A 16,678-nucleotide genomic window follows, 5' to 3' on the forward strand; every position below is an offset into this window, starting at 1 on the left:
CGGCTTAGCCGAGCCGGTCGATCAGCTCGCGCAATTCGCCGAGGTGGTCGATCTTGCGGAAACGCGGCGCCTCTTTCGGCTCGTCCACATGTTCCAGCACCCAGGTCAATTCGTGCGGCACGAAGACGCCGTAGCTGCCGGCGGCGATCGCCGGCACGATGTCCGATTTCAGCGAATTGCCGACCATCATGGCCCGTTCCGGCCCGTCGCCGACCTTGGCGAAGATGCGGCGATAGGTGACGGCCGTCTTGTCGGAGACGATCTCGACGGCATCGAAGAAGTCGCCGAGCCCGGATTGGGCAAGCTTGCGCTCCTGATCGAAGAGATCGCCCTTGGTGATCATGACAAGCAGGTATTTGCCGGCAAGCGCCTCCAGCGTGTCGCGCACATGCGGCATGGTCTCGACGGGATGGGATAGCAGTTCGCGGCCGGTATCGAGGATCTTGGCGATGACGCTCGCCGGAACCTTGCCCTCGGTGATCTCGATCGCGGTTTCGACCATCGACAGCGTGAAACCCTTGATGCCGAAGCCGTAGTGGCGAAGGTTGCGCCTCTCGGCCTCCAGCAGCCGTTCGGAAATCTTCGGTCCTTCGGCGAAATCGGCGAGAAGCCCGGTGAAATGCGCTTCCGTCAGCCGGTAATATTGTTCGTTCTGCCAGAGTGTATCGTCGGCATCGAAGCCGATCGTGGTCAGTGGTCGCGTCGTCATATGCGTACCTCTTGAAATATGGCCGGCAATCTATCGGCTGCCTGTGTCGAGACAAGGGCATCGCCTTCGCGGCAGGACGGCGTTGAAAAGCTCCGCCGCCGCACTACATCGAGTCTGCCCCACCCTGCAGCCAGCCACGGCTGTGCCTGTCACGCGCAGGCCAATAATCAAAAAATGAAGTTCAGCAGTTCGCAAGCCCCTCTTGCGGCAGACACAAAGGAATTTTTCGACCATGCGTTACAATCAACTCGGAAATACGGGACTTTTCGTCTCGGAAATCTGCCTGGGCACGATGACCTTCGGCGAAGCCAAACAGGGCAGTATGTGGGGCGCCATCGCCGATGTCGACCAGAATGCCGCCGACCGGATCGTCGAGCGCTCGCTTGCATCAGGCGTCAATTTCATCGACACGGCCGACGTCTATTCATCCGGCGAGTCCGAAAGGTTGCTCGGCCAGGCGCTGAAGAACCTCGACATCCAGCGCAAGGATGTCGTCATCGCCACCAAGGTCTACGGTGTCATGGGCGACAAGCCGAACGACCGCGGCGCCTCGCGCGGTCACATCATGGATTCGGTGGAGGCGAGCCTCAAGCGCCTGCAGACCGATCATATCGACCTCTATCAGATCCACGCGACCGATACGGTGACGCCGATCGAGGAGACGCTGCGCGCTCTCGACGATCTCGTTTCCCGCGGCCTCGTGCGTTATATCGGCGTCTCCAACTGGCAGGCCTGGCGCATTTCCAAGGCGCTCGGCCTGTCGGAACGTCGGGGTTTTGCCCGTTTTGAAACCGTGCAGGCCTATTATTCCATCGCCGGCCGCGATCTCGAACGCGACATCGTGCCGATGATGCAGGAGGAAAAGCTTGGGCTGATGGTCTGGTCGCCGCTCGCCGGCGGTCTGCTCTCCGGCAAGTACGGTCCCGGCGCGCCCGGCAATGGTGAAGGCCGCCGCGCCAGTTTCGATTTCCCGCCCGTCGACAAGGACAAGGCCTGGGCCTGCGTCGCCGTCATGCGCGAAGTCGCCGAAAAACACGGCGTCAGCGTCGCCACCGTGGCGCTCGCCTATATCCTCGCCAAGCCTTTCGTCACCACAGTCATCATCGGCGCCAAGCGTGTCGACCAGCTCGACCAGAACCTTGCCGCCGTCAAGCTGAAGCTTGATGAAGACGATATGAAGAAGCTCGACGAGGTGAGCGCACTTGCGCCCGAATATCCGGGTTGGATGCTGGCGCGACAGGGCGCCGGCCGTCGGCCAGCCGATTTCGAGCCGAAGGACTGAGATCGCCAACATAAGTCTTGGGGAACGCCGGACATCCGGCGTTCCCCTTTTCATCAACGATCGACTACTTGCCGTGGGCCTTGAGCCAGGCGTTCATCTCGGCGATCTCGGCCTCCTGCGCCTTGATGACGGCTTCGGCGAGCTTGCGGATATCGGGATCTTTTCCATATTGAAGCTCGATCCTGGCCATATCGATCGCGCCCTGATGGTGCGGGATCATGCCGCGGACGAAATCCGCATCGGCATCGCCGCTATACTCGATCATCATATCCTTGTGCATCTTGGCGTTCGCCTCGCTGAAGGCGTGGCTCGCCGCATCGTGGTTGCCCATCGGTTTGCTCATGTCCATCGGCTTGTCTTCGGCAAGGACGGGAGCGGCGACGATGGTGAGCATTGCGGTGAGGGCGATTATTTTCAAAGACATGAGAGTTCCTTCCTCTGTCTGACATAGGTCTCCAGGCGGCCAAGTCACCTGATTGGCATGGATAGTCGTGGTGTCAGGACAGTCGGGGAGGGGGCGGCTGCGGTGTCGGCTTGTCGTCATCGAGGGCGCGGGCAAGCGCCGGGGCGGGATAGCCGAAAGTCGAGTTTCCGCCATCCATGATCGTCACCGTCGCTGGCAGCAGCAGGCAGGCGGCGCAAAGCGGCATATGTGCGGAATTGCCGCTGGCGCAGGGGCCTTTCGAGGGCTCAGTCTTGCCCACGGCCCCGGACATAGCCATGCCGTGCATTTCGTGGTGCATGGCGGTTTCGACGGCGACCGGCGCATTCATCGACGCACATGTCGGACAGTCTGCCCATGCGGACATGGCGCTGTAGACCAGCCAGCCGAGAAACATCGTAATGAGGGCGAGCATGCGCATGCTGTTTTATAGGCGAATGGCTGATGCAAGCCAAGCCGAACGGCTATCAATCCTGATCACTACAGCGCCGCGCGTCTTTTTAGATGCGCAAAGGACGCTGTAACACGTTCAATCCTCGCATCGTGCTTTCCGAGAATCGATTCCGATCTTCGGAAAGCACAATGCGCTAGGCGGCAATGACCTTGTGCTCGATCCTATAATCCTTGCTCTCTTCGCCGAGCGGCGCGACCGGCCATGTCCAGGTGGCTTTTGCCGGCGGCGGCAAAACGCCATGCAGCAGGTCGGCCTCCTCATGCATCTTGCCGTTGCGGTCGATGACGGCATAGGCGATGTCGGTTACTAGGCAGCTGCGGCAGGGAAGCCCCGAAAGCCCGGCAAGATGTGCCGCGATCAGCCTTTCCACCGTGTCTTCCGGCATTCGCCCTGCCTCGGCCTCGTGGCGCCGTTTCACGCCGCGACCGATCTGCGACAACAGGTTGGCGGAAACCACGAAATCGAGATAGGGCACAGCACGCAGGAAGCCGAGCGGTTCGGGCTCGCGGCCGGCGGCAAGTTCATCGTAGCCGGAGAGATCGCACTCGATCAGCCGGACATTGCGATAGGCTTTGGCCGACAGCCACAGGCGCAACGAGGCGAGATGAACGAGATCGACCAGTACCACGGTGTCGAAATCTCGCGCCAGCACCTCGATCGGCACATCGCGCAACAGGCCGGAGCCGAGGACGACCGCGGTCCGCTTCCGCCTGAGGTCAGCCGCTCCCGCCAGGATCGCCTTTCGGCTCATCTCCTCATGTTCGGCCCAAGCCGCCGCGCAGCGCCCGGCCCGCGACCAGAGATTGACGGAATAGCGGATGAACTTTCGATGCGGCTTGCCGGTCAGCGGCAAGGTCGCGGCATAGAGGAGTGCCTCAGTGATCATGAACATATCCGCATTTCTGATGGAGCTCCTCCGTTCAATCGATTCTCGCAGCCACATCAAGACCCTTCGCCCTTGCCGCTCCGCGTCCAATCCGCTAGGAAACCGCCACTGTCACAGTCAGTGGAATCCCCGGAAATGAACGACAAGCAGAAGAAACCGCAAAAGCTCAAGGCCCGCCTGCCGCGCGGCTTCGTCGACCGGACGGCCGGCGATATCCGCGCCGTCAACGAGATGACGGCAAAGATCCGGGAAGTCTATGAGCATTATGGTTTCGATCCGCTGGAAACGCCGCTGTTCGAATATACCGATGCGCTTGGCAAGTTCCTGCCGGACAGCGATCGGCCGAACGAGGGCGTCTTCTCGCTGCAGGACGATGACGAGCAATGGATGTCGCTGCGTTACGACCTGACGGCGCCGCTCGCCCGTCATGTCGCCGAGAATTTCAACGAGATCCAGCTGCCTTACCGCACCTATCGCGCCGGCTACGTCTTCCGCAACGAGAAGCCAGGCCCGGGCCGGTTCCGCCAGTTCATGCAGTTCGATGCCGACACCGTCGGCGCGCCGGGTGTTCAGGCCGATGCCGAAATGTGCATGATGATGGCCGATACGCTGGAAGCCCTCGGCATCAAGCGCGGCGATTACCTCATCCGCATCAATAACCGCAAGGTTCTGGATGGCGTTCTCGAGGCGATCGGTCTCGGCGGGGACGACAAGGCGGGGCAACGGTTGAACGTGCTGCGCGCCATCGACAAGCTCGACAAGTTTGGCCCGGAGGGCGTGGCCCTGCTGCTCGGTCCCGGCCGCAAGGATGAATCCGGCGACTTCACCAAGGGCGCCGGTCTCGATCAGGCGCAGATCGACAAGGTGCTGTTCTTCGTCGGCATCAAGGACTATGCCGAAAGCGCTCAACGCCTCGCCGAGCTGGTTGCGGGAACCTACAGAGGTGGCGAAGGCGTCGACGAGCTGAATTTCATCGGTGCACTCGTCACCAGCGCCGGCTATCAGTCCGACCGCATCAAAATCGACCCCTCCGTCGTGCGCGGCCTCGAATATTATACAGGCCCGGTCTATGAGGCCGAACTGACCTTCGACGTCACCAATGAAAAGGGTGAAAAGGTCGTCTTCGGTTCGGTCGGCGGCGGCGGCCGTTATGACGGCCTCGTCTCCCGCTTCATGGGCCAGCCGGTGCCGGCGACAGGCTTTTCGATCGGCGTCTCCAGGCTGATGACGGCGCTGAAGAACCTCGGCAAGCTTGGCGCCAGTGAGGTCATCGAGCCGGTGCTGGTGACCGTCATGGACGGCGATGTCGAGGCGATGGGCCGCTATCAAAGGATGACGCAGGAACTGCGCGCCGCCGGCATCCGCGCCGAGATGTTCCAGGGCAACTGGAAGAAGTTCGGCAACCAGCTGAAATATGCCGATCGCCGCGGCTGCCCCGTCGCCATCATCCAGGGCGGCGACGAGCGTGCGACAAGCGTCGTGCAGATCAAGGATCTGATCGAGGGCAAGCGGCTTTCGGGTGAGATCGAGGACAATGCCAGCTGGCGTGAGGCCCGTGTGGCGCAGGAGACTGTGCCGGAAGGCGATCTGGTGGCCAAGGTGAGGGAGATCCTTGCGGCGCAGGCCGAGGATCGGAAGAGGGCGGGCTCCGGCTTCGAAACTCCATATGATCCCGCTCAAGCCGGTGACACAGATGACGACGTTTGAGAGAGATCTCCCCTTCTCCCCTCGGGGAGAAGGTGGCCCGAAGGGTCGGATGAGGGGGCACCACGGCAGAAGCTGTCCTTCGCTCGCCGCTCAGGACATTCGTCGTTTACACTCCTCATCCCCCTCATCTGCCCTGTCGGGCATCTTCTCCCCGCTGGGGAGAAGAGGGAAGTCAAGCCAATGCCCCTGATCAACCTCCCCGAATTCGCCAACGACCTGCTTACCGAATTCGTCGCCCGCAACGCCGAGCGCATCGACACGCCTGTCATTCAGCCGGCCGAACCTTTCCTTGATATCGCCGGCGAGGATCTGCGTCGCCGCATCTTCATGACGGAGAGCGAAACCGGCGCCAGCCTTTGCCTGCGTCCCGAATTCACCATTCCCGTCTGTCTGCGCCACATCGAGACGGCGACCGGCACGCCGAAGCGTTATGCCTATCTCGGCAAGGTTTTCCGCCAGCGCCGCGACGGTGCCAATGAATTCTATCAGGCCGGCATCGAGGATCTTGGCGATATCGACCTGTCAAACGCCGACGCCCGCGCCATCGGCGATGCCACCGGCATTCTCGCCCGCCTGCTGCCGAGCCGCCGCCTGTCGGTGACATTGGGCGACCAGGCGGTGTTCGAGGCTGTCGTCCAGGCGCTCGGCCTGCCGCTCGGCTGGCAGAAGCGCCTGATCCACGCCTTCGGCAATATGACGCAGCTGGAAGCACTGCTTGCAAGCCTCGTCAGCCCGCAATTCGTCACCGGGCTGGACGACGATATCGCCAGGCTGGTCGCATCAGGCGACGAGCAAGCGCTGGTCGCCTATCTCGAGCGGGAGATGCAGAAGACCGGCTATTCCACGAATGCCGGCCGCTCGGCCCTGGAGATCGCCCGACGGCTCAAGGAAAAGCTCATCCTTTCCGAAACGCGCCTCGACGATGCGGCCTTCCATGTGCTGGAAGAGTTCCTGTCGCTCGACGTGCCGCTCGTCAATGCGTCCGCGGCCCTTGCCGGTTTCGCCGATGCTGCCGGGTTGAAACTCGGCAACGCGCTCGCCCGCTTCAATGGCCGCGTTGCAGCACTTTCCAATGCCGGCGTCGATCTTTCCTGCCTCGACTACCGCGCCGCTTTCGGGCGGCCGCTCGATTATTACACCGGCCTCGTCTTCGAGGTGACGGTTGAAGGTTCGACCGCGGTGCTCGCCGGCGGCGGCCGCTTCGACCGGCTCCTGACCTTCCTCGGTGCGACGGACCGCATTCCGGCCGTCGGCTTCTCCTTCTGGCTCGACCGCATCGAAACCGAAAGGGCAGCCGTATGACCATCACCATCGCGCTTCCCTCCAAGGGCCGGATGAAGGAGGACGCTTCGGCGATCTTCGAACGTGCTGGCATGACGATCTCGGCTGTTGGTAACGACCGCTCCTATCGCGGCCGCGTCGAAGGCTGGGATGATGTGGAGATCGCCTTCCTCTCGGCTTCCGAAATCTCCCGTGAAATCGGCAACGGTACCGTCGATTTCGGTGTCACCGGCGAGGATCTGATGCGGGAAGGGTTTGCGGAGGTCGACAAGCGCGTCGAATTCTGCGCCCGGCTCGGCTTCGGCCATGCCGATGTTGTCGTCGCCGTGCCTGAGATCTGGCTCGATGTCGACACCATGGCCGATCTCGTCGATGTCGCCGCCGATTTCCGCGCCCGCCACGGCCGGCGCCTTGCCATCGCCACCAAATACTGGCGGCTGACCCAGCAGTTCTTTTCGAGCCAGCACGGCATCCAGCTTTATCGCATCGTCGAAAGCCTGGGCGCCACCGAGGGCGCCCCCGCCTCCGGCTCGGCCGACATCATCGTCGATATCACCTCCACCGGCTCGACGCTGCGCGCCAACCACCTGAAGGTGCTCCAGGACGGTGTCATCCTGCATTCGCAGGCCTGCCTGGTGCGCGCCCGCAAGGAGAGCCACGCCGGCGAACCCGCCGTGCAGGCAATCATCGACGCGGTGCGCGCCGCCCTCTGATCCCCGTCATCAAGGCACAAGAAAACCCGCCGTCGGGTGACGGCGGGTTTTCGCATTTATGGGAGGATGTCTGCTGGTATCAGGCGGCTGCGTAGGCGCCGCGGCGTGCGTCGATCGAATAGGCACCGGCACCGACGGTGGCGAGCAGTATGTACGCGCCGGCCAGCGTGATATTCTTCATGACCATGATCTGGTTGAGAATGTTCACGAGTTCCGTGCCACTCGCGTAGGGCAGGTGGAAGGCAATGCCCGTGAAGACACAGAAGGCGGCGAGCAGCCAGCCGGCAATGCGGACCTGGAAGCCTGTGAGAACCGCAAGGCCTGCCAGCAGTTCGAAAAGGCCTGCGACATAGGCCAGCAGGGTTGCTGCCGGCAGGCCGGCACCGGCGATCATGCCCGCAGTACCGGCAGGATCGGTGAGCTTCATGAAACCGGAAAGGATGAACATGAAAGACAGAAGAATGCGGGCAATCAGGATGATGACGTTGGACATGGATGTTGTCTCCGTTTGAAGGACTCTGGAGATCTGGGTGCCCCGGCACCGGATGGACCTCGGATGTCACCTATGTCGCCTTTTTCTAGTTTTATGGAAAGATAAACGGAAGCGGACAGTTCGTTCAATAATATGGAACGATGATCGGCCATCGCTTGCCTTTGTGAAGCCTCGTCTCCTATGGTCGGCTGATAACATGGAGAATCCGATGGCAGATCTTTCCGCATTTCCGATCACGACGCGCTGGCCGGCGAAAAATCCCGACATCATCCAGCTCTATTCCCTGCAGACGCCGAATGGGGTGAAGGTCTCCGTTGCCCTCGAAGAGCTCGGCCTCGCCTATGAGCCGCATTATATTTCCTTCGCCGCCAACGAGCAGAAGTCGCCGGAATTCGAATCTCTGAACCCGAACGGTCGCATCCCGGCGATCATCGATCCGAACGGTCCGGACGGGAAGCCGATCGGCCTTTTCGAATCCGGCGCCATCCTGCTTTATCTCGCCGAAAAAACCGGCAAGCTCATCCCCGACGATGCCGCCGGCCGCTACGAAACCATCCAGTGGGTGTTTTTCCAGATGGCCGGGATCGGCCCGATGTTCGGACAGTTCGGGCATTTCTATAAATTCGCCGCCGACAAGGTCGCCAACAATTCCTATCCGGTAGAGCGTTATCGCGACGAGTCCAAACGCCTGCTCGGCGTGCTCGAAGACCGGCTGAAGGGTCGCCAGTGGATCATGGGCGATCTCTATACGATCGCCGACATCACCACCTTTACCTGGGTTCGCGGTGCCGATATTTTCTATGGCGGCCGCGAGGTGCTCGAATACGCGAAATTCCCCGCCGTCTCTAATTGGCTGGAGCGCTGCATCGCTCGTCCGGCAAGTGCCAGGGGCCTCAACATCCCGGTCAAGCCGGAGTAGCGGACAGATCGCTGGAAAGTGCTTCAGACTGCTGCGACGTCTCGATTCCCTCTTCTCCCCAGCGGGGAGAAGGTGCCCGTAGGGCGGATGAGGGGGCCGGCGAAGCCGGTCTTTCGACGATGCCTATGTGGGCTTCGATTGTGCTAGCGTCGTTGGGGCACGGTGTTACCGTCGGCGTGGCGGAATAGGTTTTACGTGAAGGATGGTGCCGTGTGGCCCCCTCATCCGCCTGCCGGCACCTTCTCCCCGCTGGGGAGAAGAGGATATGCCTCGACCTCTCCGTTCTCACCGGCCTCACACAGGGGAGGGATGCTCATTCAGCCTCACTGCCGGCTTGTGATCTGCTTTGCGCCTTCCAGCTTGAAGCGCGGGAAGACGAAGACGCCGACCATGCTGCCGTTGAATTTTTCTTCCAGCCCGTTCGACTCGCCCATGCAGAAGAGCGGCTGGCGAAAGCCGTTCGGCATAATGATCGTCGTCGAAAAACAGAAAGAGGAGCAGAGCGTCGCCGCCTGCTCGAACAGCTCCAATATGTGGCTGCGGTCCTTGGCATCATAGCAGCGGATCAGGCTCAGCAATCCGCATTCCTGTGCGGCGAGGCCGTGCAGCATCGCGCTCCACTCGCCGAGACGGAGCATGCCGCTCGAAAAATCTCCAGTCCAGGCTTCGGAAACGGAAAACTGCGCCAACATCTCGTGATTTTGATTGGCGTCATCAAACGAGCCGGGCGTCAAAGGTACGGCTGCATTGGCTCTGGCGATCTTAAACAAGGCGTTCCCCCGTTCGGATGCGGCTCCCGCCGCACGCTCGGCAAACACAAAGAAACAGGATCACGCGGCAGCGGGCATGATGCCCGCGCTTCATCCGGCGATTATTGCCACGGCCACCTGCCTCCGTAACCGGAGCCCATCGAGCCGAACGTTCACCTATCGCCTTCCGCGCTCCGGCCTCGTCTATTGGCGAAAAAATATCGCCGGGCGCGCTTTAATTGCAGCGCGGATTTATAGGAGCTTTTGGACAAACGGCAACGGCTTTTTAAGGGGTATTCGGATCCGCCTCCTTTCCCTGGATGCTCGCATTTGCGTGCGATTTCGCGAGAAACAACCTCGGAAGATCGTCCTTGAGGGCTTTGGAAGCGTTTTCACTCCGCGTGAGCCCGGAAATCTTGCCGCAACGCTGTGATCTCTCGCATGTCGGTGGGCTGTGAAAGACGCGGGCAACGTAAGCCTGGCGCAAGCTTCACGCCTGGGCTGCAGTAGAGTGCCGGGCAAACGTTTCATCGGCTATGCCAATCGGACCTGCCGCGCGTCGAATCGCTTTGGTCAAAAGAAAAGGGCGACCCGAGGGCCGCCCTTCCTGTTCCGGATGCCGGAATGGTCGTCAGTGATGGCTTTCGCCTATCACATCATGTCCATTCCGCCAGTTCAGCGCGCTTGACGCGCTGAACCATCTTAGATGATGGGCGGTTTCATGAACGATGCTGTGAAAGGCCGTTGGCCTATCACATCATGTCCATACCGCCCATGCCGCCCATGCCGCCCGGCATGCCGCCGCCAGCCGATTCCTTCTTCGGCAGTTCGGCGATCATGGCTTCGGTGGTGATCAGCAGCGATGCGACAGAAGCAGCGTTCTGCAGCGCCGTGCGAACGACCTTGAGCGGGTCGACGATACCCATGGCGATCATGTCGCCATATTCGGATGTCTGGGCGTTGTAGCCGAAGTTGTCTTCGTTCTTGTCGAGGACCTTGCCGACAACGATCGAGGCTTCGTCGCCTGCGTTTTCAGCGATCTGACGAACGAGCGACTGCAGGGCGCGGCGAACGATGTTGATGCCGGCTTCCTGGTCGTCGTTTGCACCCTTGACGGTGATCTTCGTGGAGGAGCGGAGCAGAGCGATACCGCCGCCGGGGACGATGCCTTCCTGAACGGCAGCGCGGGTCGCGTTGAGCGCGTCGTCGATGCGGTCCTTCTTTTCCTTCACTTCGACTTCCGTCGAGCCGCCGACGCGGATGACGGCAACGCCGCCAGCGAGCTTGGCAAGACGTTCCTGCAGCTTCTCGCGGTCGTAGTCGGAGGTGGTTTCTTCGATCTGGGCCTTGATCTGGGCAACACGGCCTTCGATGTCGGTCTTGGCGCCCGAACCGTCGACGATCGTGGTGTTTTCCTTGGAGATCGAAACCTTCTTGGCACGACCGAGCATGTCGAGCGTGACGGATTCGAGCTTGATGCCGAGATCTTCGGAAATGACAGTGCCGCCCGTCAGGATGGCGATGTCTTCGAGCATGGCCTTGCGGCGGTCGCCGAAGCCAGGAGCCTTGACGGCAGCAATCTTCAGGCCGCCGCGCAGCTTGTTGACGACGAGCGTTGCGAGGGCTTCGCCTTCGACGTCTTCAGCGACGATGAGGAGCGGCTTGCCGGTCTGAACGACGGCTTCGAGAACCGGGAGCATCGACTGCAGGTTCGAGAGCTTCTTCTCGTGAAGGAGAATGAAGACGTCTTCGAGGTCCGCGATCATCTTTTCCGGGTTGGTCACGAAGTAGGGGCTGAGGTAGCCGCGGTCGAACTGCATGCCTTCGACGACTTCGAGTTCGGTTTCGGCGGTCTTGGCTTCTTCAACCGTGATGACGCCTTCGTTGCCGACCTTCTGCATGGCTTCAGCAATGTCGAGACCGACCTGCTTGTCGCCATTGGCCGAAATCGTGCCGACCTGTGCAACTTCTTCCGAAGTCGAGATCTTCTTGGCCTTGGCCTGGAGATCCTTCACGACGTCAGCGACAGCGAGGTCGATGCCGCGCTTCAGGTCCATCGGGTTCATGCCGGCTGCAACGGCCTTGTTGCCTTCGCGAACGATCGCCTGGGCAAGAACGGTAGCCGTCGTGGTGCCGTCGCCGGCGATGTCGTTGGTCTTCGAAGCAACTTCGCGGACCATCTGGGCGCCCATGTTTTCGAACTTGTCTTCGAGTTCGATTTCCTTGGCGACAGAAACGCCGTCCTTGGTGATGCGCGGCGCGCCGAAGGACTTGTCGATGATGACGTTACGGCCCTTCGGACCGAGCGTGACCTTCACTGCATCGGCGAGAATGTCGACGCCGCGCAGCATCTTTTCGCGCGCGGTGCGGCCAAACTTGATTTCTTTAGATGCCATATTCTTAACTCCTGAATTCGAGTTGTTCGGGCAAAAGGCCCGTCAGCCATTTCGGGAAAGCAGGTCGGCCGATCAGCCGATGATGCCCATGATGTCGGCTTCCTTCATGATCAGAAGGTCTTCGCCGTCGATCTTGACTTCGGTGCCGGACCACTTGCCGAACAGGATGCGGTCGCCAGCCTTGACGTCGAGTGCGACGACCTTGCCGGACTCATCGCGCGCGCCGGAGCCGACAGCGACGATTTCGCCTTCCTGCGGCTTTTCCTTGGCGGTATCGGGAATGATGATGCCGCCCTTGGTCTTGGCTTCGGACTCAACGCGGCGAACAACGACGCGGTCGTGAAGGGGGCGGAAGTTGGTGCTTGCCATTGTCTAATCCCTCGATCGAATGACATTCGCGGACCGGAGTGGTCCACATGGATAAATGTTAGCACTCCCTTGCGGTGAGTGCTAGCGACGAGCATTTAGGGATGGCTCCGAGAGGAGTCAATGAGAGCAATCACGAATTTTTGTGCCGGAATTGTGAAGAGGCCGGAGAATAGTCGGAGATTGCGGCCGAAACTCGGGGCGCAGCCGAACTTTGCCGAACTCGTCCGCCGCCGGCGATCTGCCGCTTCGCGATAATCGTCAAAACCCTTTGCCCTTCCGCTCCGCCGGATCGCCGTTCGAGCTCTTCGCATTGGCCCGGCAACGAAGAAAATGCCTTGCCATCGCCTTGCGCCTTTGCAATGTCACCGGTGACTGAAGCAAATCGGGAAATCGGAATGGCCAAGCGGATAGAAAACTTCTCGGAGATATCAGGTCACTATGATGTGGTGCTCTGCGATGTCTGGGGCGTCGTTCACAACGGCGTCGATCCGTTCCCGAAGGCGGCCGCAGCTCTTGAAGCGGCGCGCGAAAGCGGCCTCGCCGTCGTCCTCATCACCAATTCGCCGCGCCTTTCCTGGCAGGTGGTCGATCAGCTGCGCCAGATCGGCGTTCCCGACAGCGCCTATGACAGGATCGTCACCTCTGGCGACGTCACGCGCGGGCTGATCGCCGAAGGGCCGAAGACCGTCTTTCTGCTCGGCCCCGAGCGCGACAAGGCGCTGCTCGAAGGCATTGGCGTTGAGCGCCGGCCGGCGGGCGAAGCGCAATCGCTGGTCTGCACCGGCTTTTTCGACGACGAGACGGAGAAGCCGGAGGATTACACCGACATGCTTCTCGATTTCAAAGCCCGCGACGTGCCGATGATCTGCGCCAATCCCGACCTCATCGTCGAGCGCGGCCATCGCATCATCCCCTGCGCCGGCGCCATGGCCGCCTATTACGAGCAGCTCGGCGGAAAAACCCGCATCGCCGGCAAGCCGCACCGGCCGATCTACGAGGCGACGCTTGCGGCTGCCCGCGAGCTTCGCGGTGATTTCCCGGTCGACCGCGTGCTGGCGATCGGCGACGGCATGCCGACCGATGTGCGGGGCGCCTTGAATTACGGCCTCGACCTCCTCTACATCAGCGGTGGTATCCACGCTAAGGAATATACTCTCAACGGCGAGACCGACGAGGCGATCCTCAACGCCTATCTTGAACGGGAAAACGCCGCGCCGAAGTGGTGGATGCCACGCCTTGCATGAAGAGAAGCCAGCCGATGACCGTCTTCCACCGCAATGAAACCCGGGAACCCTTGCCCGCCCATCTGAAGGGCGGCGTCATTGCCATCGGCAATTTCGACGGCGTGCACCGCGGCCATCAATCGGTGCTGAGCCGGGCGCTCGAAATCTCCAAGGCGCGCGGTATCCCCGCTTTGGTGCTGACTTTCGAGCCGCATCCGCGCACGGTCTTCCGGCCGCAGGCGCCGGTCTTCCGCTTGACGCCGGCGCCGCTGAAGGCCCGCATCCTGGAAACGCTGGGCTTCAGCGCCGTCATCGAATATCCCTTCGATTACGAGTTCTCGCAGCGCTCGGCCGATGATTTCATCCATTCGATCCTGAAGGATTGGCTCGGCGCCTCCGAAGTCGTCACCGGCTTCGATTTCCATTTTGGCCGCGGCCGCGAGGGCGGTCCGGCCTTCTTGATGAATGCCGGCCGGACCTACGGCTTCGGCGTCACCCTGATCGATGCCTTCCGCGACGAAAACGCCGATGTCGTCTCTTCGAGCCATATCCGCGCGCTCCTCAAGGAGGGCAATGTCAGCGAAGTCGCCGGCATGCTCGGTTACCGCTATACGGTGGAAGCCGAGGTGATCGATGGCGAAAAGCTCGGCCGGCAGCTGGGTTTCCCGACGGCCAACATGCGCCTGCCGCCGGAGGTCGATCTTGCCGCCGGCATCTACGCCGTCCGCTTCCGCCGCCAGGACGGCACGCTCCACGATGCCGTCGCAAGCTATGGCCGCCGCCCGACGGTGACGGAAAACGGCGCGCCGCTGCTCGAAACCTATCTTTTCGATTTCAGCGGCGATCTCTACGGCCAGCTCTGCGCCATCTCCTTCTTCGGCTATATCAGACCCGAATTGAAATTCGACGGCCTCGATCCGCTGGTCGCCCAGATCAAACGCGACGAAGAAGAGGCGAGGGCGCTGCTATCAGGCGTTAAGCCACTCAGTGCGCTTGATGGAAAATTGTGCTTTTCCTCAGCGCAATAGCCGGCTGTCGAACGGATAGCGGATCGTTTTTTCGATTGTCAGCCGCGACGCGTCCGGATGACGTGGATTGATAAGAATATTCGCGGCCTCTGGCATGATTGCCGATGGGACGCGCAGGAGACAGAAATCATTGTCTTCCAGCAATTTGCTGCCACGGTCGCGCGTCAGGCTGGTCTGGTTGATCGCAGCAGGATCGAGCCCGATATCGAAGGCTTGGATGTCGTCCGGGCAATGGATTTTCAGGAGCTGAAAATCTCTCGGAATTTGATGCAGATCGACCTGGACCAGAATTTCGAGGAGCGCAGTCGACGGGTGATCACAGCAATAGACGACGGGAATTCCCTGATGATGCCATCGTCCCGGTGCAAGCAGCCCGCCGCGTCCGGAAAGATCGGCATAATTCGAGATACGCCATAAGATCATCGCTTAAAGCAATTCCAGGGAAAGTGCGAAGCGGTTTTCCCATGGCAAAGCGCGAAGCGCTTTTGCCGAGAATTGCGTGAAAACAAAAGGTTAGAGCGGTTCTGCGTTTTCATGAAAAGTTGAACCGCTCTAGACGTAAATCCCGTGGTCGATCTGGTGCAGGGCCTGCTCGACGAGGCGGGCGCCGGTTTCCGATTCCAGCAGATCGATCGGCGCGATGCCGTCCATGCCGCGATTGGGCTTGCGCAGCCAATCGAACGCAACGGCTCTGTCGCCGAAAATGCGCTTAGCCATGTCCGCGATCCGCACGATGCGCAATGCGCCATCGTTTTCCTCGACTGTCAGCGGCTCGCCGTTCGCATTGCGTCTCGCCAGAGTTCGGCGCGGTGCGACGAAACGATATATTTCTTCGACGGAAAAGCCGAGCTCTGTCAATTTCAATGCCATCGCTCCGTCATAAACTTGGACGGAGCCGTGCGAAGCGATCTCGAGGCGCTCACGTATGGTCATTGGATCGGGCGTCTGAAGAGAACTGAGCATTGCCGTGAAGACCTTTCTGCCACTTGCCCCAATATATATGCGCATTTGGCTCAGTCTTCAACTGCTTCCGTTATCCCAGCCGACCGTCGCCCAGATCAAGCGATGAGGAGGAGGCGAGGGCGCTGCTTGCGGGTTATCTCCGGCTCAACGGAAATTGACCGGGATCGTTGGTCCACGGATCGAAGATCGGCGCGCCGGAGAAGCGCGTATCCCTGACGTTTCGCGTCACCAGATAGAGATTGTGCTCGATTGCGGTGGCAGCGAGCATCGTGTCGACAACCGGCGGCGCGTGTCCGGTCTTGAGTTTCACCCGCCCCGAAATGACGCCCCAGTGTCTGACGGCTGCGTCGCTCAGCGAAAGAACGCGTTGCGAAAACCTCTCCTCCAGCGCATCGCGGGAGGCGGCATAACGATAGCGGTTCTGATCGTCCTCAGACAGGTTTTCGATGCCTTTGTCATATTCCGCCAGCGTGAGGATGCTGATGAACATCCTCTCCTCGTCTTGAGCCGCAGCCCAGGATTTGACGGAGGGTGCGCCGTTCGGATTGATCAGCGCGGCAATGACGTTGGTATCGAGCAGCCAGCCGATCACAGCTCGGCATCCCGCCCGTAATCTTTCTCTCGCTCAAGGTCGAGCTCTTTGAGATCGAGGCTCTCCATGAAGGCGACGAAGGGCTTCTTCGGTTCGGCTTTGGTGAGTTTGTCGAGCTGTTCGGCGCTGATGACGACGACGCTGTCCCGGCCGCGAACCGTCACGTGCTGCGGTCCTTCGCTGTGGGCGCGGCGAACCACCTCGCTGAAGCGCGCTTTCGCGTCCTCGAGCTTCCAGCTTTGCTTCGTCACTTTTTTCATGCGTCTTTGCCTGCGATAGAAACTGGTCAGATAGTCAGATCATAGCGTATGCCGCAAGCGTTTTCCAGCTCTCCTGCTTTCGATGAGGATTGCGGGCGCGCGAATTCTTCTCTTCCTTTTCCCGGCAAAAACGCCTATGAACCGGCGCTATGACGAAATTTAGGCTGGCGATCACGATGCGAATTATCGGCCCGGCCTTCCGCGCGCGCTAA

Annotated in this window: 19 protein-coding genes; 7 read left to right on the forward strand and 12 right to left on the reverse strand. The window is 60.7% G+C overall.

Going from position 1 to position 16,678, the window contains the following annotated elements:
* Positions 1 to 4: 4 nt before the first annotated feature.
* Positions 5 to 709, reverse strand: coding sequence for an HAD family hydrolase (locus tag B5P46_RS07035; RefSeq protein ID WP_129418058.1), 705 nt, complete (start codon positions 707 to 709; stop codon positions 5 to 7).
* A 232-nt stretch (positions 710 to 941) separates the two neighbouring features.
* Here B5P46_RS07035 and B5P46_RS07040 point away from each other — a divergent pair, with 232 nt between their 5' ends.
* Positions 942 to 1,991: an aldo/keto reductase gene (locus B5P46_RS07040; protein ID WP_129418059.1), complete on the forward strand. Its 1,050-nt coding sequence runs from the start codon at positions 942 to 944 to the stop codon at positions 1,989 to 1,991.
* 64 nt (positions 1,992 to 2,055) lie between these two features.
* Here the strand turns inward: B5P46_RS07040 and copM are convergent, their stop codons facing one another.
* From copM to B5P46_RS07055, 3 genes are all read right to left on the reverse strand, one after another.
* Positions 2,056 to 2,415, reverse strand: a complete 360-nt coding sequence (gene copM / locus B5P46_RS07045; RefSeq protein WP_129418060.1) for a CopM family metallochaperone — start codon at positions 2,413 to 2,415, stop codon at positions 2,056 to 2,058.
* Positions 2,416 to 2,488: 73 nt separating this feature from the next.
* Complete coding sequence (locus tag B5P46_RS07050) at positions 2,489 to 2,854, reverse strand: hypothetical protein (protein WP_129418061.1); 366 nt, start codon at positions 2,852 to 2,854, stop codon at positions 2,489 to 2,491.
* A 166-nt stretch (positions 2,855 to 3,020) separates the two neighbouring features.
* Entirely contained in the window at positions 3,021 to 3,779 is a 759-nt protein-coding gene (locus B5P46_RS07055) for a hypothetical protein (RefSeq protein ID WP_206735318.1), read from the reverse strand.
* Positions 3,780 to 3,908: 129 nt separating this feature from the next.
* Here B5P46_RS07055 and hisS point away from each other — a divergent pair, with 129 nt between their 5' ends.
* The 3 genes from hisS (at position 3,909) to hisG (ending at position 7,474) form a co-directional block, all read left to right on the forward strand.
* The gene (gene hisS, locus B5P46_RS07060) at positions 3,909 to 5,480 is read left to right on the forward strand and encodes a histidine--tRNA ligase (protein ID WP_129418062.1); all 1,572 of its coding nucleotides are present in this window, start codon (positions 3,909 to 3,911) and stop codon (positions 5,478 to 5,480) included.
* Positions 5,481 to 5,660: 180 nt separating this feature from the next.
* Entirely contained in the window at positions 5,661 to 6,782 is a 1,122-nt protein-coding gene (locus B5P46_RS07065; RefSeq protein ID WP_129418063.1) for an ATP phosphoribosyltransferase regulatory subunit, read from the forward strand.
* Positions 6,779 to 7,474, forward strand: coding sequence for an ATP phosphoribosyltransferase (gene hisG, locus B5P46_RS07070; protein ID WP_065282308.1), 696 nt, complete (start codon positions 6,779 to 6,781; stop codon positions 7,472 to 7,474). Before B5P46_RS07065 ends, hisG begins: the two co-directional genes overlap by 4 nt.
* Before the next feature lie 79 nt (positions 7,475 to 7,553).
* On the opposite strand, the gene B5P46_RS07075 is transcribed toward hisG, so the two are convergent.
* Positions 7,554 to 7,967, reverse strand: a complete 414-nt coding sequence (locus tag B5P46_RS07075; RefSeq protein WP_097620972.1) for a DoxX family protein — start codon at positions 7,965 to 7,967, stop codon at positions 7,554 to 7,556.
* A 208-nt stretch (positions 7,968 to 8,175) separates the two neighbouring features.
* Here B5P46_RS07075 and B5P46_RS07080 point away from each other — a divergent pair, with 208 nt between their 5' ends.
* Entirely contained in the window at positions 8,176 to 8,886 is a 711-nt protein-coding gene (locus tag B5P46_RS07080; protein ID WP_129418064.1) for a glutathione binding-like protein, read from the forward strand.
* Positions 8,887 to 9,209: 323 nt separating this feature from the next.
* Here the strand turns inward: B5P46_RS07080 and B5P46_RS07090 are convergent, their stop codons facing one another.
* The 3 genes from B5P46_RS07090 to groES all read right to left on the reverse strand — a co-directional run bounded on the left by B5P46_RS07090 (position 9,210) and on the right by groES (position 12,400).
* Positions 9,210 to 9,656 carry a hypothetical protein gene (locus B5P46_RS07090; RefSeq protein WP_129418066.1) on the reverse strand — a complete coding sequence of 149 codons (447 nt, stop codon included), beginning with the start codon at positions 9,654 to 9,656 and terminating at the stop codon, positions 9,210 to 9,212.
* Positions 9,657 to 10,387: 731 nt separating this feature from the next.
* Positions 10,388 to 12,031, reverse strand: a complete 1,644-nt coding sequence (gene groL, locus B5P46_RS07100) for a chaperonin GroEL (protein WP_003545786.1) — start codon at positions 12,029 to 12,031, stop codon at positions 10,388 to 10,390.
* 72 nt (positions 12,032 to 12,103) lie between these two features.
* Entirely contained in the window at positions 12,104 to 12,400 is a 297-nt protein-coding gene (gene groES / locus B5P46_RS07105) for a co-chaperone GroES (RefSeq protein WP_003545797.1), read from the reverse strand.
* Between the two features lie 395 nt (positions 12,401 to 12,795).
* On the opposite strand from groES, the gene B5P46_RS07110 reads away from it, so the two are divergent.
* A complete protein-coding gene (locus B5P46_RS07110; RefSeq protein ID WP_129418068.1) occupies positions 12,796 to 13,644 on the forward strand; it encodes a TIGR01459 family HAD-type hydrolase in 849 nt (282 codons plus the stop codon).
* 14 nt (positions 13,645 to 13,658) lie between these two features.
* The gene (locus tag B5P46_RS07115) at positions 13,659 to 14,651 is read left to right on the forward strand and encodes a bifunctional riboflavin kinase/FAD synthetase (protein ID WP_129418849.1); all 993 of its coding nucleotides are present in this window, start codon (positions 13,659 to 13,661) and stop codon (positions 14,649 to 14,651) included.
* On the opposite strand, the gene B5P46_RS07120 is transcribed toward B5P46_RS07115, so the two are convergent.
* From B5P46_RS07120 to B5P46_RS07135, 4 genes are all read right to left on the reverse strand, one after another.
* Complete coding sequence (locus B5P46_RS07120; protein ID WP_129418069.1) at positions 14,640 to 15,074, reverse strand: RES family NAD+ phosphorylase; 435 nt, start codon at positions 15,072 to 15,074, stop codon at positions 14,640 to 14,642. The genes B5P46_RS07115 and B5P46_RS07120 overlap by 12 nt on opposite strands.
* Positions 15,075 to 15,203: 129 nt before the next feature.
* Positions 15,204 to 15,515: an antitoxin Xre/MbcA/ParS toxin-binding domain-containing protein gene (locus tag B5P46_RS07125; RefSeq protein WP_245426701.1), complete on the reverse strand. Its 312-nt coding sequence runs from the start codon at positions 15,513 to 15,515 to the stop codon at positions 15,204 to 15,206.
* Positions 15,516 to 15,747: 232 nt separating this feature from the next.
* Positions 15,748 to 16,206: a type II toxin-antitoxin system VapC family toxin gene (locus B5P46_RS07130; protein ID WP_129418071.1), complete on the reverse strand. Its 459-nt coding sequence runs from the start codon at positions 16,204 to 16,206 to the stop codon at positions 15,748 to 15,750.
* Complete coding sequence (locus tag B5P46_RS07135; RefSeq protein ID WP_129418072.1) at positions 16,203 to 16,466, reverse strand: type II toxin-antitoxin system Phd/YefM family antitoxin; 264 nt, start codon at positions 16,464 to 16,466, stop codon at positions 16,203 to 16,205. Before B5P46_RS07135 ends, B5P46_RS07130 begins: the two co-directional genes overlap by 4 nt.
* Positions 16,467 to 16,678 lie beyond the last annotated feature (212 nt).

Source organism: Rhizobium leguminosarum, assembly GCF_004123835.1.
Taxonomy (GTDB): domain Bacteria; phylum Pseudomonadota; class Alphaproteobacteria; order Rhizobiales; family Rhizobiaceae; genus Rhizobium; species Rhizobium leguminosarum_M.